This window comes from Halomonas sp. SL18_1 (assembly GCF_055755715.1).
The window spans coordinates 2,468,777-2,490,662 of the sequence record NZ_JBVTRK010000001.1; the positions used below are offsets into that span (position 1 = coordinate 2,468,777).

General features: G+C 63.7%; 13 protein-coding genes, 4 tRNA genes and 7 pseudogenes. 7 read left to right on the top strand and 17 right to left on the bottom strand.

What is annotated here, in order from left to right:
• Positions 1 to 15: 15 nt before the first annotated feature.
• The 8 genes and pseudogenes from lon to ACSJDS_RS12655 all read right to left on the bottom strand — a co-directional run bounded on the left by lon (position 16) and on the right by ACSJDS_RS12655 (position 6,739).
• Positions 16 to 2,423, bottom strand: a pseudogene (lon, locus tag ACSJDS_RS12620) (endopeptidase La).
• A gap of 148 nt (positions 2,424 to 2,571) precedes the next feature.
• On the bottom strand, positions 2,572 to 3,849 hold the full coding sequence (gene clpX / locus ACSJDS_RS12625) for an ATP-dependent Clp protease ATP-binding subunit ClpX (protein ID WP_473033578.1): 1,278 nt from the start codon (positions 3,847 to 3,849) through the stop codon (positions 2,572 to 2,574).
• Positions 3,850 to 3,925: 76 nt separating this feature from the next.
• Positions 3,926 to 4,546 (bottom strand): ATP-dependent Clp endopeptidase proteolytic subunit ClpP, encoded by a 621-nt coding sequence (gene clpP, locus ACSJDS_RS12630; RefSeq protein ID WP_473033579.1) that lies wholly within the window; start codon positions 4,544 to 4,546, stop codon positions 3,926 to 3,928.
• A 91-nt stretch (positions 4,547 to 4,637) separates the two neighbouring features.
• Positions 4,638 to 6,007: pseudogene (gene tig / locus ACSJDS_RS12635) on the bottom strand (trigger factor).
• A gap of 277 nt (positions 6,008 to 6,284) precedes the next feature.
• Positions 6,285 to 6,359 (bottom strand) — tRNA-His (locus tag ACSJDS_RS12640).
• Positions 6,360 to 6,394: 35 nt separating this feature from the next.
• Positions 6,395 to 6,469, bottom strand: a tRNA-His gene (locus ACSJDS_RS12645).
• A gap of 48 nt (positions 6,470 to 6,517) precedes the next feature.
• A tRNA-Arg gene (locus ACSJDS_RS12650) sits at positions 6,518 to 6,594 on the bottom strand.
• A 68-nt stretch (positions 6,595 to 6,662) separates the two neighbouring features.
• A tRNA-Pro gene (locus ACSJDS_RS12655) sits at positions 6,663 to 6,739 on the bottom strand.
• Positions 6,740 to 6,965: 226 nt separating this feature from the next.
• Here ACSJDS_RS12655 and folD point away from each other — a divergent pair.
• Both folD and mtnN read left to right on the top strand, forming a co-directional pair.
• Positions 6,966 to 7,844 (top strand): bifunctional methylenetetrahydrofolate dehydrogenase/methenyltetrahydrofolate cyclohydrolase FolD, encoded by an 879-nt coding sequence (gene folD, locus ACSJDS_RS12660; protein ID WP_473033580.1) that lies wholly within the window; start codon positions 6,966 to 6,968, stop codon positions 7,842 to 7,844.
• A gap of 97 nt (positions 7,845 to 7,941) precedes the next feature.
• Positions 7,942 to 8,682 (top strand): 5'-methylthioadenosine/S-adenosylhomocysteine nucleosidase, encoded by a 741-nt coding sequence (gene mtnN, locus ACSJDS_RS12665; protein WP_473033581.1) that lies wholly within the window; start codon positions 7,942 to 7,944, stop codon positions 8,680 to 8,682.
• A gap of 56 nt (positions 8,683 to 8,738) precedes the next feature.
• Here the strand turns inward: mtnN and pyrC are convergent.
• Positions 8,739 to 9,775: pseudogene (pyrC, locus tag ACSJDS_RS12670) on the bottom strand (dihydroorotase).
• A 143-nt stretch (positions 9,776 to 9,918) separates the two neighbouring features.
• Here pyrC and ACSJDS_RS12675 point away from each other — a divergent pair.
• Positions 9,919 to 10,332, top strand: a complete 414-nt coding sequence (locus tag ACSJDS_RS12675) for a hypothetical protein (RefSeq protein WP_473033582.1) — start codon at positions 9,919 to 9,921, stop codon at positions 10,330 to 10,332.
• A gap of 6 nt (positions 10,333 to 10,338) precedes the next feature.
• Here the strand turns inward: ACSJDS_RS12675 and ACSJDS_RS12680 are convergent.
• The 6 genes and pseudogenes from ACSJDS_RS12680 to ACSJDS_RS12705 all read right to left on the bottom strand — a co-directional run bounded on the left by ACSJDS_RS12680 (position 10,339) and on the right by ACSJDS_RS12705 (position 15,132).
• Positions 10,339 to 11,588, bottom strand: a pseudogene (locus tag ACSJDS_RS12680) (NAD(P)/FAD-dependent oxidoreductase).
• Between the two features lie 110 nt (positions 11,589 to 11,698).
• Entirely contained in the window at positions 11,699 to 12,160 is a 462-nt protein-coding gene (locus ACSJDS_RS12685) for a tellurite resistance TerB family protein (RefSeq protein WP_473033583.1), read from the bottom strand.
• A 75-nt stretch (positions 12,161 to 12,235) separates the two neighbouring features.
• Positions 12,236 to 13,315, bottom strand: a pseudogene (locus ACSJDS_RS12690) (TRAP transporter large permease).
• On the bottom strand, positions 13,312 to 13,527 hold the full coding sequence (locus ACSJDS_RS12695) for a TRAP transporter large permease subunit (RefSeq protein ID WP_473033584.1): 216 nt from the start codon (positions 13,525 to 13,527) through the stop codon (positions 13,312 to 13,314). Before ACSJDS_RS12695 ends, ACSJDS_RS12690 begins: the two are co-directional and overlap by 4 nt.
• Complete coding sequence (locus tag ACSJDS_RS12700; RefSeq protein ID WP_473033585.1) at positions 13,527 to 13,976, bottom strand: TRAP transporter small permease; 450 nt, start codon at positions 13,974 to 13,976, stop codon at positions 13,527 to 13,529. The genes ACSJDS_RS12695 and ACSJDS_RS12700 overlap by 1 nt, the downstream gene beginning before the upstream one ends.
• A gap of 175 nt (positions 13,977 to 14,151) precedes the next feature.
• Positions 14,152 to 15,132 carry a TRAP transporter substrate-binding protein gene (locus ACSJDS_RS12705; protein WP_473033586.1) on the bottom strand — a complete coding sequence of 327 codons (981 nt, stop codon included), beginning with the start codon at positions 15,130 to 15,132 and terminating at the stop codon, positions 14,152 to 14,154.
• Positions 15,133 to 15,373: 241 nt separating this feature from the next.
• On the opposite strand from ACSJDS_RS12705, the gene ACSJDS_RS12710 reads away from it, so the two are divergent.
• A complete protein-coding gene (locus ACSJDS_RS12710) occupies positions 15,374 to 16,165 on the top strand; it encodes an SDR family NAD(P)-dependent oxidoreductase (RefSeq protein WP_473033587.1) in 792 nt (263 codons plus the stop codon).
• Here ACSJDS_RS12710 and ACSJDS_RS12715 read toward each other — a convergent pair.
• Positions 16,114 to 17,033: pseudogene (locus ACSJDS_RS12715) on the bottom strand (LysR substrate-binding domain-containing protein). The gene ACSJDS_RS12710 and the pseudogene ACSJDS_RS12715 overlap by 52 nt on opposite strands.
• A 142-nt stretch (positions 17,034 to 17,175) precedes the next feature.
• Between ACSJDS_RS12715 and ACSJDS_RS12720 the strand changes: the two are divergent.
• Together ACSJDS_RS12720 and ACSJDS_RS12725 are read left to right on the top strand one after the other, a co-directional pair.
• Positions 17,176 to 18,382, top strand: a pseudogene (locus tag ACSJDS_RS12720) (CaiB/BaiF CoA transferase family protein).
• Between the two features lie 36 nt (positions 18,383 to 18,418).
• Positions 18,419 to 19,333: a hydroxymethylglutaryl-CoA lyase gene (locus ACSJDS_RS12725; RefSeq protein WP_473033588.1), complete on the top strand. Its 915-nt coding sequence runs from the start codon at positions 18,419 to 18,421 to the stop codon at positions 19,331 to 19,333.
• A gap of 17 nt (positions 19,334 to 19,350) precedes the next feature.
• Here the strand turns inward: ACSJDS_RS12725 and ACSJDS_RS12730 are convergent, their stop codons facing one another.
• Positions 19,351 to 20,034: a GntR family transcriptional regulator gene (locus ACSJDS_RS12730; protein ID WP_473033589.1), complete on the bottom strand. Its 684-nt coding sequence runs from the start codon at positions 20,032 to 20,034 to the stop codon at positions 19,351 to 19,353.
• Between the two features lie 211 nt (positions 20,035 to 20,245).
• On the opposite strand from ACSJDS_RS12730, the gene ACSJDS_RS12735 reads away from it, so the two are divergent.
• Positions 20,246 to 21,805, top strand: a complete 1,560-nt coding sequence (locus ACSJDS_RS12735) for an ABC transporter substrate-binding protein (protein ID WP_473035030.1) — start codon at positions 20,246 to 20,248, stop codon at positions 21,803 to 21,805.
• The last annotated feature ends 81 nt before the right edge of the window (positions 21,806 to 21,886 follow it).

Sequence of the window (21,886 nt, forward strand, 5' to 3'; positions counted from 1 at the left end):
GCACGAAAATCATCATCAATGCGTACTGATCATCGAGGGCGATGATGTCGAGTCTTCCGCTCGCGATTCATCGCTTTTGGCATCGCCCCTTTCGGCTAGCGCTGCCTCAAGCACCTCGTCGATCCAGCGAACGGGCCGGATATCCAGTGCGTCCTTGATATTGTCCGGCACCTCCTTGAGGTCCCGACGGTTCTCTTCCGGAATAAGCACAGACTTTATACCACCCCGCCGGGCGGCCAGCAATTTCTCCTTCAAGCCGCCAATGGGCATGACCTCACCGCGCAGATTGACCTCCCCGGTCATGGCCAGGTCGCAGCGAACCGGCCGGCCCGTGTAGGCAGAGACCATGGCGGTGACCATGGCGATACCGGCGCTGGGGCCGTCCTTGGGCGTGGCCCCCTCCGGCACGTGGATGTGGAGGTCTTCCTTTTCGAAGCGCTCGGGGTCGATCCCCATGCCATCGGCACGCGCCCTGACCACCGTATGGGCCGCACTGACCGACTCCTTCATGACATCACCCAAGGAGCCGGTCTTGTTGATGCGCCCCTTGCCCGGCGTCACGACCGACTCGATGCTAAGCAGCTCGCCCCCCACGGAGGTCCAGGCCAGGCCGGTGACGCGCCCGACCTGGTCTTCCTGGTCGGCCAGTCCGTAACTATAGCGTCGAACACCGGCATGCGCCTCGATATCGGCCGCAGAGAGCGTCTGGGCAGCCTGGGCACCCTCCTTGCCCTCAGCTTCCAGGCGCTGACGCAGCACCTTGCGGCACACCTTGGCAATCTGGCGCTCCAGCTCGCGAACGCCTGCCTCGCGGGTGTAGTAGCGGATCAGCTCAAGCAGTGACTCATCGGAGAACGCCAGCTCGTCCTCCTTGAAACCGTTGGCCTTGAGCTGCTTGGGCACCAGATAGCGGCGTGCAATGGCCAGCTTCTCGTCTTCTGTGTAGCCGGGCAGGCGGATGATCTCCATGCGATCCAGCAGCGGGCCGGGAATGTTCATGGAGTTGGCGGTGCAGATGAACATGACGTCGGAGAGATCGTAGTCCAGCTCCAGATAATGATCGCTGAACTTGTCATTCTGTTCCGGATCGAGCACCTCGAGCAGCGCCGATGCCGGGTCACCGCGGTGATCCATGCCAATCTTGTCGACTTCGTCGAGAAGGAACAGCGGGTTCTTGACCCCGCCTTGCTCATGCGCTGGATCATCTTGCCGGGCAGCGAGCCGATGTAGGTACGCCGGTGGCCACGAATCTCGGATTCGTCGCGAACCCCACCCAGCGCCAGCCGCACATACTTGCGATTGGTGGCACGCGCAATCGACTGTCCAAGCGACGTCTTACCAACCCCGGGAGGGCCTACCAGGCACAGGACCGGCCCCTTGAGCTTCTTGACCCGCTTCTGGACGGCCAGGTACTCCAGGATGCGCTCCTTGACCTCATCCAGGCCGTAATGGTCTTCATCCAGCACCTTGTGTGCATGCACCAGGTCATGCTTGACCCGAGTACGCTTCTTCCAGGGCACCGACACCAGCCAGTCGAGATAGGAGCGCACCACCGTGGCCTCGGCGGAGTTGGGCGACATCATCTTCAGCTTGCCCAGTTCCTGCGTCGCTTTGTCGCGCGCCTCCTTGGGCATGCCCGACTCTTCGATCGCCTTCTCGTACTTCTCGGCCTCGTTGGGTACGTTCTCAAGCTCGCCCATCTCCTTCTGGATGGCCTTCATCTGCTCGTTGAGATAGTACTCCCGCTGAGACTTCTCCATCTGGTCCTTGACCCGCGAGCGAATCCGCTTCTCTACCTGGAGCAGGTCGATCTCCGATTCGATCAGCGCCATCAGGTGCTCGATACGGTCGCGTACGCGATCCATCTCCAGCAGCTCCTGCTTGTCGCCGATCTTCAGGGAAAGGTGGGCGCAAATGGTGTCAACCAGCCGACTGGGGTCCTCGATCCCCGAGAGGGAATTGAGGACCTCGTTGGGTACCTTCTTGGAGAGCTTGACGTACTGCTCGAACTGATTCAGCAGCACGCGCACCAGCGCTTCCTGCTCACGCTCGGAGAGTGGCTGGCTGTCACGCAGCACCGCCTCGGCCAGGCTATACCCCTGGTCGGTGTGGTGGACCTCGCGCAGGTCGGCACGAGAGGTGCCCTCGATCAGCACCTTCACGGCGCCATCCGGCAGCTTGAGCAGCTGCATGATCTCGGCCACGGTCCCAATGGCAAAGAGATCGTCGGTGCCGGGGTCATCCTGACCGGCCTCTCGCTGGGCTACCAGCAGCACGCGCTTATCGGCCGCCATGGCCGCATCGAGAGCCTGGATCGACTTCTCCCGGCCAACGAACAGCGGTATCACCATCTGCGGATAGACGACCACATCGCGCAGTGGCAGGAGGGGCAGACTCAAGGTCTGATCGGCGTTCTGCTGCATCGCAGACGTTCCTCAAACGAATCGGGTGGATACAGAAGGAATGGGGCAGGCTAGCCCCATTGCAAGGGCAAGGCAGGCAGCGCACGCGGAAAGGGGCCGCCCAGGCGACCCCTTCCAAGTCAGCGGTACCGAACGATCGCAGCGATCTTCAGCCGTCGGTGCCGTCGACCCGCTGCTCCTGCTGGGAATAGATCAGCAGCGGCTCACTCTCGCCGGCGATGACCGAAGCGTCGATCACGACCTTGGTCACCCCTTCCATCGAGGGAATTTCGTACATGGTATCGAGCAGTACCGACTCGAGAATGGAGCGCAGGCCGCGGGCACCGGTCTTGCGGGCCATGGCCTTGCCCGCCACGGCGCGCAGGGCGTCGTCGCGGAACTCGAGTTCCACGCCTTCCATGTCGAACAGCCGGGCATACTGCTTGATCAACGAGTTTTTTGGCTCGGTGAGGATCTGGATCAAGGCATCCTCGGTCAGCTCGGTCAGGGTGGCGATCACCGGGAGACGACCGACGAACTCGGGAATAAGACCAAACTTGACCAGATCTTCGGGTTCGACGTCGAGCAGCAGATCGCCGACCCCCTCGGTCTCATCCTTGCTCTTGACTGTCGCATTGAAGCCGATCCCGCCCTTCTCGGCGCGGTCTCGAATGACCTTATCCAGGCCGGCGAAGGCGCCGCCAACGATGAACAGGATATTGGCAGTATCGACCTGCAGGAACTCCTGCTGCGGATGCTTGCGACCGCCCTGAGGGGGCACCGACGCGGTCGTGCCCTCGATCAGCTTGAGCAGCGCCTGCTGAACGCCCTCACCCGAGACATCGCGGGTGATCGAGGGGTTGTCTGACTTGCGCGAGATCTTGTCGATCTCATCGATGTAGACGATGCCGCGCTGGGCCTTCTCCACATCGTAGTCGCACTTCTGCAGCAGCTTCTGGATGATGTTCTCGACATCCTCGCCCACATAGCCCGCTTCGGTCAGAGTGGTGGCATCGGCAATGGTGAATGGCACGTTCAGCAGGCGCGCCATGGTTTCCGCGAGCAGCGTCTTGCCGCTGCCGGTAGGACCGATAAGCAGGATGTTGGACTTGCCCAGCTCGACGTCATCGCCCTTGATGCCGGCGCGAAGACGCTTGTAGTGGTTGTATACCGCGACGGACAGCACCGTCTTGGCACGATCCTGCCCGATCACGTAGTCGTCGAGGGTGCGACGAATCTCGCGAGGAACCGGCAGACGCTCCTCGTCGCTCTCGGCCTCGGCATCGAGAACTTCCTCGCGAATGATGTCGTTACACAGATCGACACACTCGTCGCAGATATACACGGACGGGCCGGCAATCAGCTTGCGCACCTCGTTCTGGTTCTTGCCGCAGAACGAGCAGTAGAGCAGCTTACCGCCTTCGTCCTTGCCTTTGCCGTCGGCCATTCGCGTACCTCTGTCGCTTCGGCGGCCGGGGGCCGCCGGAAATCACGTATGTAGGGCGTGTCTAGAAATTACGCTATCAGGATGTCGGCCGCTTATCCAGCGTGGCGTCGATCAGCCCATACTCTACCGCCTGGCCGCCATCCATGAAGTTGTCGCGGTCGGTGTCCCGAGCGATGGTCTCGATGTCCTGGCCGGTATGATGAGCCAGAATGCGGTTGAGACGATCGCGAATCCCCAGAATCTCGCGGGTATGGATTTCGATATCCGACGCCTGCCCCTGATAGCCTCCCAGCGGCTGATGGATCATCATCCGCGAATTGGCCAGACAGTAGCGCTTGCCCGGCGCACCGCCGGTCAACAGCAGGGCCCCCATGCTGGCCGCCTGGCCAACACAGACGGTGGACACGTCCGGCTTGATGAACTGCATGGTGTCGTAGATCGCCATGCCGGCCGTCACCGCCCCGCCCGGCGAGTTGATATACAGGTGGATGTCCTTGTCCGGATTCTCGGACTCCAGAAACAGCAGCTGGGCCACCACCAGGTTGGCCATGTAGTCTTCCACCGGACCCACCAGGAAGATCACGCGCTCCTTCAGCAGGCGGGAATAGATATCATAGGCCCGCTCGCCACGCGCGCTCTGCTCGACCACCATCGGCACCAGGCCGCCAGCGTTCAGGGTCTCGAACTCGTTGCTCATCAGTGTGATGTCCTTGCATCCGATGAATGGAAGCGGTCGCGCCACCTTCCGGGGGCCTGCCCGGCCCTCGGAAGGGTATCAGGCCGAATGATCAGGCCTTATCCTGCTCACCTTCCGAGGCCGCCTGCGCCTCCTCGTCGGCGTCATCCTGCTCTGCCTGCTGCTGTGCCGCAGCCAGGGCCTGCTGGTAGCTCATCTCGACGTCCTTGACGGTCGCCTGCTCCAGCAGCTTATCGACGGCCTTCTCTTCGAGGATCGCTGACTTGACCTGCGTTTTCAGCTGATCGTTGCTCATATAGTAGTCAACGACCTGCTGCGGGTCCTGATACTGCTCGGCGAGTTCCTCGACGCGGGCTCTGATCTCGTCATCGGTAGCATCGAGCTCGCCGGCCTTGATCACTTCGGCCAACAGCAGGCCGACCTGCACGCGCCCCTTGGCCTGCTCGGCGAACAGCTCGTTGGGCAGCTGGGAAACGTCGAAATCTTCACCAAGACCGAACTGCTGGGCCGCCTGGCGCTTGAGGGCGTCTGTCTCCTGCTGCACCAGCGACTGCGGTACCGGCACGTCGTTGGCTTTCTTCAGTGCCTCGAGCACCTGCTGCTTGACGCGGTTATCGACGGCCTGCTTGGCCTCACGCCCCATATTGCGCTTGACCTCCTCGCGGAACCTCTCGAGGTCGCCGTCTTCCACGCCGAAGCGCTGAATGAACTCCGCGTCGAGCTCCGGCAAGGCCTGACCGCTCACCTTGTGCACCTTGACCTTGAAGGTCGCTTCCTTGCCGGCCAGGTGCTCCGCCTGGTAGTCCTCGGGGAAGGTGACCTGAATCTCCTTGTCCTCGCCCGCCTGAGCCCCCTCCAGCTGCCCTTCGAAACCGGGGATAAGCTGCCAGAGCCCAGCACCAGCTCATGCCCCTCGGCGCTGCCGCCCTCGAACGGCTCATCGCCCAGAAAGCCTTCAAAATCGATGGTGACCTGGTCCCCCTCTTGCGCCGCACGTTCCACCTCTTCCCAGGCGGCGTTCTGCTTGCGCAGGGTCTCGATCATCTCGTCGACATCGGCTTCCGACACCTCGACAACCGGACGCTCAACCTCGGTACCTTCGATCGAGTTCAGCTCGATTTCCGGATAGACCTCCAGGGAGGCAACAAATTCCAGATCCTTGCCAGACTCATTGACCTTCGGCTCGATGCTCGGAAAACCGGCCGGGTTGAGATTTTCCTCGGTAATGGCACGAACATAGCGTTCGCGCATCAGCTCGCCCACCACCTCGTCGCGCACATCGCGGCCATAGCGCTGCCGCACCACGGACATGGGCACACGACCCTTGCGGAAGCCGTTCAGGCGCACGTTCTTGGCCGTGTCCTTGAGGCGTGCCTCGACGGCTTCGTCGACCTCGGCCGCAGGCACCTGAAACGTGACACGGCGTTCGATCTGGGAGGTCGTTTCGACGGAAACTTGCATGAATAGTCCTCTACCGACTGGGGGCGTTCTGTTGAATGCGTGGAAAAGGTCAAAAGGTTGATTCTAAGAATCCCACCTTGCGCTGGCAAGCGCCACCCTGACTGGGTGGGGCTCTGCGGCACGATTTCAAGGCAAACTGGAGCACAGGCGCCCTCCGGCACGCAGCAGAGCTCACCGATTTCGCCAAACACAGCAGACAAAGGGAGGCGGCGACCGGCATACGGAATCGATCGACCAGGAAAGCGAGGGAAAGGAACAGCGACAGGGCCGCGTGCAATGGGGTGGATGATGGGGATCGAACCCACGACCACCGGAGCCACAATCCGGGGCTCTACCACTGAGCTACATCCACCATTGCAAGTACCGCAAACACCTGGGGCGTCGATGTGGGGTGGATGATGGGGATCGAACCCACGACCACCGGAGCCACAATCCGGGGCTCTACCACTGAGCTACATCCACCATATCGACAACAGCTCGAATCGAATCACCGCCGCGAACACGCCGCTCTGGCACGCCCAGCAGGACTCGAACCTGCAACCTACGGCTTAGAAGGCCGTTGCTCTATCCGGTTGAGCTATGGGCGCATTCTACGCTTCATGGCGCCTTACCGCAACCCCTGCCCGAAAAAATATCAAGCACAAACAGAGAGTTGTGGTCGGGGTGGAGGGATTTGAACCCCCGACATCCTGCTCCCAAAGCAGGCGCGCTACCAGACTGCGCTACACCCCGCCGGCCTTCGCACGGCCCCGATGCCGCCACAGGGCCTCATCGAGCGCTGCGTATTCTACGCGAGAATCTCCGTTGGTCAATAGCCACCTGACGGGGCGGGGCTTTTTTGCTCTTTGCCTGAGGGCCGCGGCATGCGAAAATCGCCATCCTTGCATGACTGCCAGAGCCACGGCCGCGTCGGACTGCTGGCCAGCCGCATACACCATCCACCAACGGGGGAGAGACGATGACCGCCCAACGCATCGATGGCAAGGCCATTGCCGCCCATGTCCGCCAGCAAGTCGCACGCCGGGTCGAGGCGCGCCAGGCGGAGGGCAAGCGGACTCCCGGCCTGGCCGTCGTCCTGGTGGGCGATGACCCGGCATCCCAGGTCTACGTGAACAACAAGCATCGCGCCTGCGAGCAAGCTGGAATCCTCTCCTTTCAGCACGCGCTTCCGGCAGACACCAGCCAACGCACCCTGGAGCAGCTGGTCGACGAGCTCAACGAGGACTCCCGTATCGACGGCATCCTCGTACAGCTGCCGCTTCCGGAACACCTCGACCCGCGCCCGATTCTCGAGCGCATCCTGCCGCATAAGGATGTCGACGGCTTCCACCCCTACAACCTGGGCCGCCTCGCGCAGCGGCTACCGATGCTGCGCCCCTGCACCCCCAAGGGCATCATGACCCTGTTGCAGGAGACCGGCCTCGACGTCCGCGGCCTGGATGCCACCGTGGTCGGCGCCTCCAACATCGTGGGTCGGCCGATGGCCCTGGAGCTGATGCTGGCGGGCTGCACCACCACCGTCTGCCACCGCTTCACACGCAACCTGGAGGCGCACGTCCGCCGCGCCGAGCTGCTCGTCGTGGCCGTCGGGAAGCCGGGGCTGGTCAAGGGCGAATGGGTACGCGATGGCGCCATCGTCATCGACGTCGGCATCAACCGCGAAGCCGACGGCCGATTGGTCGGCGACCTGGAGTTCGATGCGGCCGCCCAGCGGGCCGCCTGGATCACCCCGGTTCCCGGGGGCGTCGGCCCCATGACGGTGGCCTCGCTGCTGGAAAACACCCTGTTCGCCGCGGAAGTCCACGATGCCATGACCCCTGCCGCCGAACACGCCTGACGACTCACCCCCTTGCTGGCCGCAGCGCCATCGCGTATGCCCCGATTGGCGGGGTTTGGCAACACGCCCCACCGGCTAACTGGAGACCCCACGGATAATGAAACGCATCGGCATCATCGGCGCCATGCCCCAGGAGGTGGAGCACCTCGCTTCGCTGCTCGTGGGTCGCCGCACCCGCTCTCACGTCGGCTGCACCTTCCACCACGGCCAGCTGCACGGGGTCGACGTGGTGATCCTGCAGTCCGGCATCGGCAAGGTGAATGCCGCCATCGGCACCACTCTGCTGCTGGACGTCTATAAGCCTGAAGCCATCATCAACACCGGCTCCGCCGGTGGCTTCGGTGAAGGACTGGCGATCGGCGACGTGGTGGTGTCCAACGAGGTTCGCCATCACGATGTCGATGCGGTGGTCTTCGGCTATGAACATGGCCAGGTTCCCGACATGCCGGCCGCCTACCTGCCCGACCCGGGCTTGATGGCCCTTGCCCGGGAATGCATCGAAACGCTGGGCGAAGTCCGAGTGGTCGAGGGCCTGATCGCCACCGGCGATGTCTTCATGGCCTGCCCGGAACTGGTCGCCAAGACGCGCAGCCGCTTTCCGACCATGGTGGCCGCCGAGATGGAGGCCGCTGCGATCGCCCAGACTTGCCACCATTACGGCTGCCCCTTCGTCGTCATCCGCTCACTGTCCGATATCGCCGGCGGGGAAGACAATCACCTCTCTTTCGAGGAGTTTCTCGACAAGGCCGCAGCGCATTCGGCGCGCATGGTCGAGACCATGGTGGCCCGCCTGGCCAACCATAGCCAGCCTGTCGACGCCGAGCCGGTGGCGGGCTGACTTCCAGCACCGGCGCGACCGCCCGCGAGCGGCCGCCCCTGTCACTCGCGGCTGGCTCAGTCGCGCAGCTTCCACTCCAGGGTCTCGCCGGCCTTGAGCGGCACGATCCGCTGGCCGCCGGCATAGGGCAGCGAGGCGGGCAGCCGCCAGGACTCACGCACCAGCGTGACGGTATCCGCATTGCGCGACAGACCGTAGAAGTCGGGGCCGAAGTGGCTGGCAAAGCCCTCCAGGCGCTCCAGGGCACCGGCCTGCTCAAAGGCAGTGGCATAGAGCTCGATGGCCGCCGGTGCGGTGTAGGCCCCGGCGCAGCCACAGTCGCTCTCCTTGTCGCCCTGGGCATGAGGCGCACTGTCGGTGCCAAGGAAGAACTTGGGGCTGCCCGAAGTGGCGGCTGCCAGCAACGCCTCCCGGTGACGCTCGCGCTTGAGGATCGGCAGGCAGTAATAGTGCGGACGGATTCCCCCACCAGCATATGGTTGCGGTTGAAGAGCAGATGGTGCGCGGTAATGGTGGCGGCCACATTGGCCGGCGCCTGAGCCACGAACTCGGCGGCATCGGCGGTGGTGATATGCTCGAACACCACCTTGAGGTCGGGGTGACGCGCCAGCAGCGGCTTCATCACTCGCTCGATGAACACTGCCTCGCGATCGAAGATATCGATCTCGGCATCGGTCACTTCACCATGCACCAGCAGCGGCATACCGAGTCGCGCCATGGCCGCAATCGCCGCATCACAATGGGCCAGGTCGGTCACGCCGGAGTCCGAGTTGGTCGTGGCACCAGCGGGGTACAGCTTCACCGCCTGCACCAGACCGCTGGCCTTGGCCCGCTCGATCTCCTCGGCCGGCGTATTGTCAGTGAGATAGAGGGTCATCAACGGCTCGAAGGACGAGCCGGCCGGCAGTGCTGCCAGGATGCGCTGACGATAGGCCAGGGCCTGCTCGGTGCTGGTCACCGGCGGCTTGAGATTGGGCATGATGATAGCGCGCCCCATCTGGCGAGCGGTGGCGGCGACCACGGCGTTAAGCGCCTCGTCGTCGCGCAGATGCAGGTGCCAGTCATCGGGGCGGGTCAGGGTAATAGCGTTCACGGCCGGTCCTGTGATCTGGGTGAATGGACGACACCCATTATACCGAAAGCGAACCGGCGCGGGGCCGGCACCGCAAAGCGGCGGCAAGACGAGGCGATTTCCCGTATCATCGTCGCCGTTTACCGCCGTGAGGAAGATTCACCATGCCCAGGGTCCGCCACTATGCCGATATCGTTGCCATTCTGGCCGGCCTTATGTGGCTATTGGTCTTCTGGTCGATCAGCATCTCAGCCCGGCTGGACAGCGTGGAACCCGTCCTCGCCGCCCTGCTCGCCCTCGGCGCGATGATCCTGGTCAGCTTCGTGCACCGCCCCTTCCGTGTGCACCTCAGCCGCTATCACGTGCGCAAGCGGCGAACCGAGATGTGGATGCATATCCTGGCCCTGCCCATGGCCTTGGCGCTGGCCTTAGGCATCGTGCTGGAGTGGCTGTTCGTGCCGCTCAGCGGACAGCAGAAAATGCTGCTGTTCAACGTCCTCGCCACCGCCGGCTGGGTCGTCTACGTGATGACCCTGGTGATCAAGTTCATCATTCATCAGCTAAGCCGGCGTCGGTGATCTCGGTCAGGTACCGAAACGCTCGGCACGGAAGGGCGTCATGTCGACCGCCGGGGTCTCCCCCACCATCATCTCGGCGACCAGGCGCCCGGTCACCGGCCCCAGCGTGAAGCCCTGGTGGCCATGGCCAAAGGCGAACCACAGCCCTCGATGCCGGGGGGCCGGCCCGATGACCGGCTTCATGTCCGGCAGGCAGGGGCGAGCGCCCTTCCAGGGCGTCTCCTCGAGGCGCTCCCCCAGCGACGGATACAGCTCGCGGGCAACCCGTTCGGCCGCTGCCAGCTGGCCATAATCTGCCGGGGCGTCCAGGGGTTTCAGCTCGGCCCCGGTGGTCAAACGGATACCGGCGGTCATGGGAGCCAGAATATAGCCCACTTCGGCATCGAGCAGCCAGTGATGGAGACGCCGCCCCTCCCGAGCACCGTAGTGCATGTGGTAGCCGCGCTTGACGAACGTCGGTAGCCGATAGCCCAGCGGCTTGAGCATCTGCCCGGCCCAGGGGCCAGTGGCCACTACCACCTCTTCGGCCTCCTGGTGACCGGCATCGGTCGCGACCCGCCAGCCCCTGCCCGATGGCGTCACTCCCTGAACGTCCGCCTGTAGAAAGCGCCCACCCTCCCGCTCGAAGCTAGTCGCGTAGGCGGCCACCAGCCCCCCAGGGTCGGCCACGCTCCAGGCATTGGTCCAGTGAATCGCCCCTACCGGATCCTCGGATATCAGCGGCTCGCGCGTGCGAAGCGCGGCCGTGTCGAGCAGCTCGTGGGTAACTCCGAAGCGCCGCTCGGCATCGCGAGCCTCGCCTGCCCGAGCATCCAGCTCGGCGGCGCTGCGGTAGACCTCAAGCCAGCCCTCTTTCGCACCAGCTCGGCGGCCCCTGCCGCCTCGATCATCGGCTCATGCTCCTGAGTCGACAGCATGATCAGCGACGCATACTCGGGAATGATCCGGGCATGCGGCGCTGGCGCCGAGTGGCGCCAGTAGCTGAACAGCGGTCCCGCTGCCTCCAGCATACCGCCCAGGCTATAGCGAATATCGACTCGACGATTGGGCAGCACCTTCAGCAGTTTGCCCACCTCACGCGGGAAGGGATAGGGACGCACCGCCTCGCGCTGAATCAGTCCGCCGTTGCCGAACGAGGTCTCTCGTCCCGGCGGTCGACGGTCCACCAGGAGCACCGACCGACCGCGCCTGGCCAGATGCCAAGCGATGGAGACTCCGACCATACCGGCCCCGAGGACGATGGTTTCGCGAGACATGCCGCTCCTCCGTTCTACAGACGAAAAGCCCCGGCAATGCTACCGGAGCGAAGCGTCCATTCTAGCAGCCTGGAACAGGCGGCGCTGCGGCGCCCCAGGGCCCGTAACGGTCACGTCTCGCTGCCACCTCCCTGAACCTGCAGCTTGGTACGGATAAAGTCGGAGTGGCTGACATGCAGCAGCTCGGCCAGGCGCCGAATGCGATGCTCCTCCAGCGCATTGTGGCCGCCGTCGGCATTGGCCAGCAGCCACATCATGCGCACCAGCTCACAGCGCTGGTCATAGGCGTAGTGCTGCTTGATCAGGCTGACGAACTGGTAATGATCCACGGCGGCCTCCACCTCCTCACGCGCCATCTCCATCAGCTCCTCCACCGCCGACGCGGATAGCGTGAAATGGGTCATGAGCAGCTCGCGAAGGGCCCCGAGCTGGGTCTGGTCGGTGTGGTAGTCGGCGCGCATCACCTCGCAGAGCAGCGCCGCTGCGGCCAGCTCCAGGGTCGGGGCGGGATCGGTGGCGGTCTCGGGCTCCGCCAGGGCCTGCTGGAAGAAACGCTGAATACTTGCGAGCATACGAATTCCCTTGCGCGTTTCTCGTCTGAGACCCAGGGCGGAGACGAGCGTTCCCTCCGCGGTCACTTGTGCCAATCAATACCCCAGCGTTCGGGGCAGCCAGGTCGTCAAAGGCGGCGCTGCGATCAGAATCAGAATCGTTAGCAAAATAGGGATAAGAAACGGCAGGATCGAGATCACGATCTGTGCGTAGCGCAGCCGGGTAATGCCCACCATCAGAAACAGCACCGTGCCGAAGGGTGGCGTAATGACGCCTACCGACAGAGCGAGCACCATGACGATTCCGAAGTGGATCGGATCTAGCCCGGCCGCCAGGGCGGCGGGCACCACGATCGGCGTAAAGATGAGAATACTCTCGATCACCGACATGAAACAGCCGATCAGCAAGAAGAACAGGGCAAACGCCAGCAGCAGCAGGACAGTGGGCATGTCGATGCCGGCGACCTGGCCAGCCAGCGCCTGAGGTATCCCGATACGGACCAGAATCCAACCATAGAAGCTGGAGACGGCGATGATCAGCAGAATCGCCGCGCTGAACATCAGGGTGCGCCGAAATGCCTTGAACAGGTCGAGCAGGGAGAGATCGCGATAGATCAAGCCGCCAAGAATGACGGCGTAGAGCGAGGCAATCGCACCGGCCTCGGTGGGCGTGAAGAGACCGCCCAGATTCCCCGACGATGATCGCGGGCATCAGCAGTGGCAGGATGGCCCGCTTGCCGGTACGCCATACTTCCTTGCCGTCGAACGGCGCGGGGGCGGCATCGCCACGCGCTTGCCGGCACCGAGCGCCACCGTCATCCCCATGAACAGGACCGCCATGAGGATACCCGGCACCAGCCCCGCCATGAACAGAGCGCCAATGCTGACGTTGGCCAGCCAACCATAGACGACCAGCGCAATGCTAGGCGGGAGAATCGGCCCGATGACGCTCGAGGCAGCGGTGATTCCCGCCGAGTACCCCAGGTCATAGCCCCGCTCCTTCATGGCCTTGATTTCGATGCTGCCAAGACCCGCGGCATCGGCCACGGCAGTACCCGACATCGTGGCGAAGATCGAACTGGCAACGACGTTGGCATGCCCCAGCCCACCCTTGGTGAAGCCCACCAGAGCGGTAGCGAAATCGAATATCCTCGTGGTCGTCGAGCCGGTGTTCATGACGTTGGCCGCGAGGATGAAAGCGGGATGGCCAGCAGCGTAAAGTTGTTGAGCGTCTGCACCATTCGCAGCGACATCAGCTCCACCGGCAGGCCGCCGGCGCCGGTCACCGCCAGGGCGATGAAGGAGGTAATGCCGATGGCCACCACCACCGGCAGCCCGATCGCCATCAATAGCAGCAGGCCGCCGACGAACACCATGAGTTCCTGCATCAGCTGGGCTCCTGCTCGGCGCGAAGGGAATCCTGCCACGGTACCGGACCGCGCAATGTCTGCCACAGCGCCAGCACCGCCATGCCGGCAAAAGCGATGAAGATGCCGTAATAGAGGTAGCTGAAGCTGATACCCAGCGACACCGTGCGGTTGTGGGCACTGGCAACGGACATGGTCAAGGCGCCATAGGCGGCCAAGGAGAAGAATCCACAGGAGAGCAGCGCCACCAGACGGTACTGGAGGCCGCGAGCAAGCCACCCCAAGCGATGGCTGAACAGATCCACGACCAGATGTTCGATCCGCACCCAGGCCGATAGCGAACCGAAGGCAACGGCGTAGATCGCCAGCATGGACGCCACCTCCTCGGTCCAGGGCATCCCCAGGCCGAGGAGATCACGCGCAATCACGGCGGCGACAATCAACCCCAAAATCCCGGCAAGCAGCAGCACACCGACGGCATCACACACCAGGGTGATGCCGCGGAGCAGGTAAAAGGTCGCCCTGTCCAGACCTCTCGGAGGCGGCATAACAGAAGATGTCAAGATGGCACTCCTTTAGGCAGAAAATCAGCGGCGTCCCGGAGGGCGCCGCTGACGAATCGTATCGATATCGGGGCGATGGCGTTCAGTCGGCGGCGCTCTCCCCCATGGCATCGGCCATTACGCCATCGGCCATGTCGGCCATGACGCGCTCGATCGCCGGCAAGGCCGCCTCACGGAAGCTGTCGATGTCAGGCTCGATAACCGTCATGCCCGCCTGCTGAAGCTCCTCGAGGTAGTATTCGTCCAGTTCGCGCTCCACCTCGGTGCCGTGCTGGCGCGCCACGTGGATCGCTTCGGTGATCAAGGCCTGGTCATCTTCCTCGAGCCCATCCCACCAGCGCGAGCTGGCCACCCAGTTCCAGGGGAACATGACATGGCTGGTGAGGATGATGTGATCCTGCACCTCCCACAGCCGACGGGTGTAGGGAGAAGAGAGCGAGTTCTCGTGCCCGTCGACCTGCCGTGTCTGCATGGCCAGATAGATTTCCGGTGCCGGAACGTTGACCACCTGGGCACCGATCTCCTCCCAGACCTCCAGCCACACCGGCAGAGACGGCAGCCGTAGACGGAAGCCCTGCAGGTCATCGGGCGTATGAATCGCCTTGTTGGCGGTCATATGGCGTGGCCCGCGATGCTGTGTACCAAAATACTTGAGACCGCCTTTCTCCTCGGCGATTTCCACCAACCGCTGGCCGGAAGGACTCTCCATGTAGGCGTCCACCTCGTCCCAGGTCGAGAAGAGGAATGGCACGGTGATGGCGTCGTACTCCGGGGCGTACTGCTGTCGCCAGTTGCCTCCGGTGATGGAGATCTGCGTCTGGCCGAGGTTGAGCAGCTCGAGCACCCCATCCTCACTGCCCAGCGAGCCGGCGAGGAAGGGCCGGACGTTGAACCGCCCCGGGGCCTGCTCTTCGAGATAGTCGGCAAAGCGCTCGACGGCAGCGCTTTCCGAGCCGCCCTCGCTCATGGTGTTATTGACCTGAATTTCGATGGAATCGGCCAGCGCGAACGGGGCGCTCAGCATGCCGAAGGTGGCCAGCGTGGCAAGCATGGACTTGCGCATGATGCTCTCCTGATCGTTATGGTTATGAGGGGCTTCGTTGTGCTGTGTCCTGATCTTGAAACAAGCCCCCGCCGCGCTCAAATCGGTTTTGATGAAGGGAGCCTTCGCATTTCACGATGGCTCTGCAGCCCACTAGCCTGGGCGCTTTTCGCCGCTCCCCCTGAAAAGTGCGACCAATGGCTAATATCAACCCGAACGCCGCCGGCACCTCAATAACGAGTCGCATAATGGAGCATTCATCATGCACGAAACCGCACCGATCGCATTCATCACCGGCGCCACCTCAGGCATCGGCCGGGCATGTGCCGAGGCCTTCGCCACCGCTGGCTGGGGCCTCGTCCTTACCGGTCGCCGACAGAGTCGACTCGACGCCCTGCGCCATGATCTCGGGGCTTCGGTGCCCATCCATAGCGCCGCTCTCGACGTGACCGACAGCAAGGCCGTCGAACAGCTCGTCGACTCGCTCCCCGCGTCTTTCCGGGACATCCAGGTATTGATCAACAATGCGGGTGTTGCCCTGGGTAAGGGACCCGCACAACACGCTGAGCTCGACGACTGGTATGCAATGATCGATACCAACATCAAGGGGCTGGTCACAGTGACACGCCTGCTGCTTCCGAATCTCATCGCCCATGGTCAGGGCGCCAGCATCATCAACATCGGCTCCATTGCCGGGCACACCCCCTACCCTGGGGGGCACGTCTATGGCGCCACCAAGGCATTCGTCGAACAGTTCAGCTACAACCTGCGCTGCGATGTCAGCGCCGCAGGCGTGCGTGTCACCGACCTGGCGCCGGGCATGACCGTGAGTGAATTCACCGAGGTACGCATGAAGGGCGACCGAGACTTCGCCGAACGCTACTACGCCGGCACTCGCTCCCTGCAGCCGGCCGATGTTGCGGCCCAGGCACTGCACATCGCTGAGCTGCCCCTCATGTCAACATTACCCGGCTCGAGGTCGCACCGCTCTGCCAGCAATGGTCACCTTTCACCATCCTGCGCGACGAATGACCCGTCGCTGGCGCTTAGATGATCGACCAGGTGCCGCGCGATGACCGGTAGCCCTTCATACTGGCGAATGCCGATCACCAGTTCGCGACGTGCCCAGGGATCGCTCAGGGGGATGCTGTGCAGCTTGAGGTCGCGCAGGTCGCGATAGATGGTGCGCTCGGGCAGCACCCCTACCCCCATGCCGTGGTGGATCATGCGGCAGATGGCATCGAAGCTGCGCACCTGGATGCGCATCCGCAGCGTCTTGCCCGCCTGATTCGCCTGCTCGTGCAACAGAGCCTGCAGCGACGTGTCCTGCTGCAGTCCGACGAAATCGTACGGGGTCGCCTCGTGCAGCTGCAGCGTCTCACGCTGTGCCAGAGGATGGTCGCTGGGCGTCATCAGCACTAGCCGGTCGCTACGGTAGGGAAGGATCTGCAGGCCATCGCAGGGCACATGGCCAGCAAAGACGCCGACGTCGGTCAGGCCATCGCGTACCGCGGAGATCACCTCGGAGCTGACCCGCTCCTGCAGATCGATCTTGATCTGTGGAAACTGCCGAGAAAAGGTACTCAGATCCTGGGCAAGAAGGCGATGATGGCCGACGTATTGGAATGGATCCGCACATGGCCCCTGATCCCCTCCCCGTATTCGCTCAGCTCTGCCGAGAGGCGCTCGAGATTTTCCAGAATACGCCGCGCATGGTGGAGAAAGGCGTGTCCGGCCGGCGTCAATTCGACCCCTCGCGGCCTGCGATACAGCAGCGACGTACCCACCAGCGACTCCAGATCGCTGATCCGCTTGCTGACTGCGGCCAGCGCCATATGCTCGCGCTCCGCGGCAGCGGTTAGCCGCCCTTCGTCGGCAATCGACACGAACAGCTTCAGGGTGACAAAGTCGAATCGGCGCACGTCGCATCCTCGTCGGCAGAGCAGGAAGGACCATGCTACGACAAGACTTCGTTAAAAACGAAACCACACTTCCTCTATCCTGAATTGTTGCGCCGCTCGGTCTCGCCCATGCTGATCCCATCTCGCCCAAGGAGTGCCAACCATGACGCGATCGGATGTCCGGCGCCTGCCGCTGGATGACCTCAAGGTGCTGGAGCTGGGCCAGCTCGATTGCCGGGCCTTTCGCCACCAAGCTGCTCGGTGAATTTGGTGCCGACGTCATCAAGATCGAACCGCCGGGCACCGGAGATCCACTTCGCAGTTGGCGAATGATCGAGGACGGCACCTCGCTCTGGTGGCACGTGCAGACCCGTAACAAGCGCTCGGTATCGCTGGACCTGCGCAGCCAGGAGGGCCAGGACCTGGTGCGCCGCCTGGTCGCCGAGGCCGATGTGCTGGTGGAAAATTTTCGCCCTGGCACCCTCGAATCCTGGGGCCTCGGCTGGGAAGCGCTTTCGGCCATCAACCCCGGACTGATCATGGTGCGCGTCTCGGGCTACGGTCAGACCGGCCCCTATCGCGACAAGCCCGGCTTCGGGGTCATCGGCGAAGCCATGGGCGGCTTGCGCTACCTGACCGGCCATCCCGACCAGCCCTCGGTGCGAGTCGGCGTCAGTATCGGCGACTCGCTATCGGCCCTGTATGCCGTCATCGGCACCCTGCTAGCCCTCCAGGAGCGGGCCCGCAGCGGCCAGGGGCAGGAAGTCGACATCGCCCTCTACGAGTCGGTCTTCGCCATGATGGAAAGCCTGCTGCCGGAGTACGACGCCAGCGGCGATATCCGCCAGCCCAGCGGCAGTGCGCTGCCGGGAATCACGCCCTCGAATGCCTACCGGACCCGCAACGGCGACTACGTGCTGATCGCCGGCAACGGCGACAGCATCTTCAAGCGCCTGATGCAGGTGATCGAACGTCCCGATCTCGCCGACGACCCGGCGCTGGCCCATAACGATGGGCGCTCTCGCCAAGCCGAGCGTATCGATGGCGCCATCCAGGCCTGGACCCTAACGCGAGAGCGTGACGACATCCTCACCCAGTTGGATGCAGCCCGGGTGCCGGCCGGCTACCCCTATACCGCGGCCGACATCGCCAGCGACCCCCACTACCTCGCCCGCGAGATGATCCAAAGCATCACCCGGCCCAACGGCAAGCCGCTGAAGGTACCGGGGGTTCTGCCCAAGCTCAGCGCCACCCCGGGACGATTAGGCAACGGTGGGCCGGCGCTGGGACAGCACACCGACGAGGTACTCGACGAGTTGGGCATCGATACGGCGACCCGCGAGAAGCTGCGCCAGGCCGGCATTATCTGATTCGGCCGCCTCGATCGGCCACCCTCAGGAGAGCTTATGACACGCTTACAGATCAATGAGGTAGCGCCCCGAGACGGCCTGCAGATCGAAGCCGATTTCGTACCCACAGACGCCAAGATACGCCTGATCGATGCCCTATCGACCACCGGCCTGGCCCGTATCGAAGCGACCTCCTTTACCTCGCCGAAGGCGATTCCCAACCTGCGCGATGCCGAGGAAGTGATAAACGGTATTCAGCGCCGCGACGATGTCGGCATCACCGTGCTGGTGCCCAACCGGCGAGGTTGCGAAAGGGCGCTGGCCTGCGGGGTGGACGAAATCAATCTGGTCATGTCGGCGAGCGACTCCCATGGCCGCGCTAACCTGCGCATGACGCCGGAACAGTCGCTCGAGCGGTTTGCCGATATCGTGGCCACCTCGCGTGACAGCGGCGTCTTCCTCAACGCCTCGCTCTCCACCGCCTTTGGCTGTCCCTTCGAGGGCGAAGTCCCCGAGGCCCGGGTGATCGAACTGGTGGAGCGGCTGCTAGCGCTGGGTATCGATGGCGTTACCCTCTGCGACACCACCGGCATGGCCAACCCCGCCCAGGTCGGAAGGCTGTGCGAAGCGGTAGTGGCGCGCTGGCCCGACACGCCCTTCACCCTGCACTTCCACAATACCCGAGGCATGGGGCTGGCCAACGCACTAGCCGCCTGGCAGGCCGGGATCCAGCGCTTCGATGCCTCACTCGGCGGTCTCGGGGGCTGCCCGTTCGCCCCGGGCGCCACCGGCAACGTCTGCACCGAGGATCTGGTCCATATGTTCGAGCAGATGGGGGTCGACACCGGCGTCGACCTGGACGCCCTGCTGGCGGTGGCCGCGGGGCTGCCGGCGCTGGTGGGACACGATACCCCGGGGCAGGTGGTCAAGGCCGGCAAGGCAGACCGGCGCTATCCCATGCCCCGGGGGTGACCCGAACCCGGCGCCTCTCATGCCGAATCGCCGACTCCCCGCACCACGTAATCCCTTGCCACGCCGATATGGTAATCGATGGCCTCGCGACAGCGTGCCGGCGAGGCGCTGGCCAGCGCCTCGAGCAGCCAGCGGTGGCTGTCGGCGATGGTGTCGGGGCTCTCATGGGTCTTGGTGATCAGGGTGATGCACAAACGCAGCTCATGAGCCAGGTCATCGAAGGTCTTGAGCAGGCGGCGATTGCCCGCCGAGGCGATGAGCAGGCGGTGAAAATTCAGGTCCTCCTCGATGCGCCGACTCTCGTTGCCGCTGGCGGCCGCCTCGCAGAGGACGTCCACCTGGCGAGCCAGGGTGTCAAGGGTCTCGGATGCGGCATCCTGCGCGAGCCGCTCGATGGCGTGGCGCTCCAGGCAGAGCCGCAAATCGAAGATATCGTCCAGCTCACGGCCATCCAGGGCACGCACGAAGAAACCCCGGCGCGGCTGGCTGACCAGCAGCCCGCGACTTTCCAGCAGCCGGGCGGCTTCACGTACCGGGGCCCGGCTCACCCCAAGCTCTCGGGCCAGCTGCACCTCGGAGAGGCGCTCGCCGGGGGCAAAGCGCTGGACGATGATGGCCTGGGTGAGAAAGTCGGCGACCTGATCTACCAGGTTGCGCTGCTGAATGACCGTGAAATCTCCTAGGGCTCTGGATGAGGGCATGCTGGCTAGACTCTATGGCGTATCGCTGACGTCAGTATGACGCAATGGTACGGGCTGTCGACTGCCGATTGCCGACTGTCGACAGTTTTTCCAACCGCTGCTATGTTCAAGAAGGCTGCTACGCCTTCGGTCGCACCAGCGCGACGGCCCGCCGTGCATGGCAACGACCCTTCAACAAGGCAACGACACAACAACAAGGTACCGCATCATGATGAAGACTCCGTTGGCCACCGCCATCGCCGCCCTCGCCTTTACCACCGCCACCGCCATTGCCAACGCCGACGAGCCCAGAAGCGGCGGCACCATCAACACCATCATCCAGCCCGAACCGCCGGGCCTGGTACTGGGCATGATCCAGAATGCCCCGACGCGCACCGTGGCCGGTAACATCTACGAGGGGCTGCTTCGCTACTCCACCGACCTTGACCCGATGCCTCAGCTGGCTGAATCCTGGGAGGTTAGTGACGATGGTCTGACCTGGACCTTCCAGCTGCGTGACGACGTGCTGTGGCACGACGGCGAACCGTTCACCGCCGAGGACGTGGTCTTCTCCGCCGATGTGTTCCATCGAGAGCTCAACCCCAGCGCCCGAGCGGTGTTGCAGCACGTCGAGAGCATCGAGGCTACCGACGACCATACCGTGGTGTTCACCCTCGCCGAGCCCTTCGGTCCCTTCCTTCTCTCCTTCGAGGCGGGAACCTTCACCATGGTGCCCAAGCATCTCTACGAGGGCACCGACTTCCGCGACAATGAGCATAACAACCATCCCATCGGCACCGGTCCCTTCAAGTTCGAGAACTGGGACCGCGGGACCGTCATTCAGCTGGTTCGCAACGATGACTACTACGAGGAGGAGCTGCCCTACCTCGACGGCATCAACTGGCACATCATTCCCGACGGTGCCTCCCGCGCCGTGGCCTACGAGAACGGTACCGTCGACGTGCTCCCCAACGGGACCGTGGAGAACTTCGATATCCCGCGGCTCTCCGCCATGGACAACACCTGCATCACCGACAAAGGGCACGAGTACTTCAGCCCCTTCGCCATGCTGTGGATGAACAATCGCGAAGGCCCCACCGCCGACAAGCGCTTCCGCCAGGCGGTGATGTATGCCATGGACCGCGACTTCGCCCACAGCGTGCTGTGGAACGAGCTGGGCCAGGTACCCCTCTCGGCCTTCGGCTCCAACGCGCGGTTCCAGCACGACGGTCTCGAGCCCTACGACCACAACCCAGAACGCGCCCGAGAGCTGCTCGAGGAAATGGGCTATGACGGCGAGGAGGTCCGGCTGCTCCCGCTGCCCTACGGCGAGACCTGGACCCGCTGGGCCGAGGCGGTTCAGCAGAACCTGCGCGAGGTAGGCGTCAACGTGCGTACCCAGTCCACCGACGTGGGCGGCTGGAACCAGCGGCTCTCGGAGTGGGACTACGACATGGCCTTCACCTTCCTCTACCAGTACGGCGACCCGGCGCTGGGCATCACCCGCTCCTACCTGTCCGACAACATCGAGCGCGGCTCGCCCTGGAACAACGTCGGCGGCTACGAAAACGAACGAGTCGACGAGCTCTTCAACGCCGCCGCCACGGCCTTCCCCGACGAGGAGCGCGAGGCCCTGTATCGCGAGGCCCAGGAGATCCTCCACGAGGATGTCCCGGTGGGCTGGCTGATGGAGCTCGGTTTCCCGACCATCTATCGCTGTGATGTCAAAGACCTGATTACCTCAGGGGTGGGCGTCAACGATGGCTTCAAGGACGCCTGGCTCGATCGCTGACGCGTCGAGATTCGCAGCCTGAGGAGGGGCGGCCCCCACCGCCCCTCCCTGACACCCATCGCGTCTTGCTTGCCGCCGAGG

What these genes read in the sequence shown, in the direction of transcription:
- clpX (WP_473033578.1), bottom strand. Translation starts at nt 3,849, where the DNA reads ATGGCCGACGGCAAAGGCAAGGACGAAGGCGGTAAGCTGCTCTACTGC.
- ACSJDS_RS12725 (WP_473033588.1), top strand. Translation starts at nt 18,419, where the DNA reads ATGACACGCTTACAGATCAATGAGGTAGCGCCCCGAGACGGCCTGCAG.
- ACSJDS_RS12685 (WP_473033583.1), bottom strand. Translation starts at nt 12,160, where the DNA reads ATGCTCGCAAGTATTCAGCGTTTCTTCCAGCAGGCCCTGGCGGAGCCC.
- mtnN (WP_473033581.1), top strand. Translation starts at nt 7,942, where the DNA reads ATGAAACGCATCGGCATCATCGGCGCCATGCCCCAGGAGGTGGAGCAC.
- ACSJDS_RS12735 (WP_473035030.1), top strand. Translation starts at nt 20,246, where the DNA reads ATGAAGACTCCGTTGGCCACCGCCATCGCCGCCCTCGCCTTTACCACC.
- folD (WP_473033580.1), top strand. Translation starts at nt 6,966, where the DNA reads ATGACCGCCCAACGCATCGATGGCAAGGCCATTGCCGCCCATGTCCGC.
- ACSJDS_RS12705 (WP_473033586.1), bottom strand. Translation starts at nt 15,132, where the DNA reads ATGCGCAAGTCCATGCTTGCCACGCTGGCCACCTTCGGCATGCTGAGC.
- ACSJDS_RS12695 (WP_473033584.1), bottom strand. Translation starts at nt 13,527, where the DNA reads ATGCAGGAACTCATGGTGTTCGTCGGCGGCCTGCTGCTATTGATGGCG.
- ACSJDS_RS12710 (WP_473033587.1), top strand. Translation starts at nt 15,374, where the DNA reads ATGCACGAAACCGCACCGATCGCATTCATCACCGGCGCCACCTCAGGC.
- clpP (WP_473033579.1), bottom strand. Translation starts at nt 4,546, where the DNA reads ATGAGCAACGAGTTCGAGACCCTGAACGCTGGCGGCCTGGTGCCGATG.
- ACSJDS_RS12675 (WP_473033582.1), top strand. Translation starts at nt 9,919, where the DNA reads ATGCCCAGGGTCCGCCACTATGCCGATATCGTTGCCATTCTGGCCGGC.
- ACSJDS_RS12730 (WP_473033589.1), bottom strand. Translation starts at nt 20,034, where the DNA reads ATGCCCTCATCCAGAGCCCTAGGAGATTTCACGGTCATTCAGCAGCGC.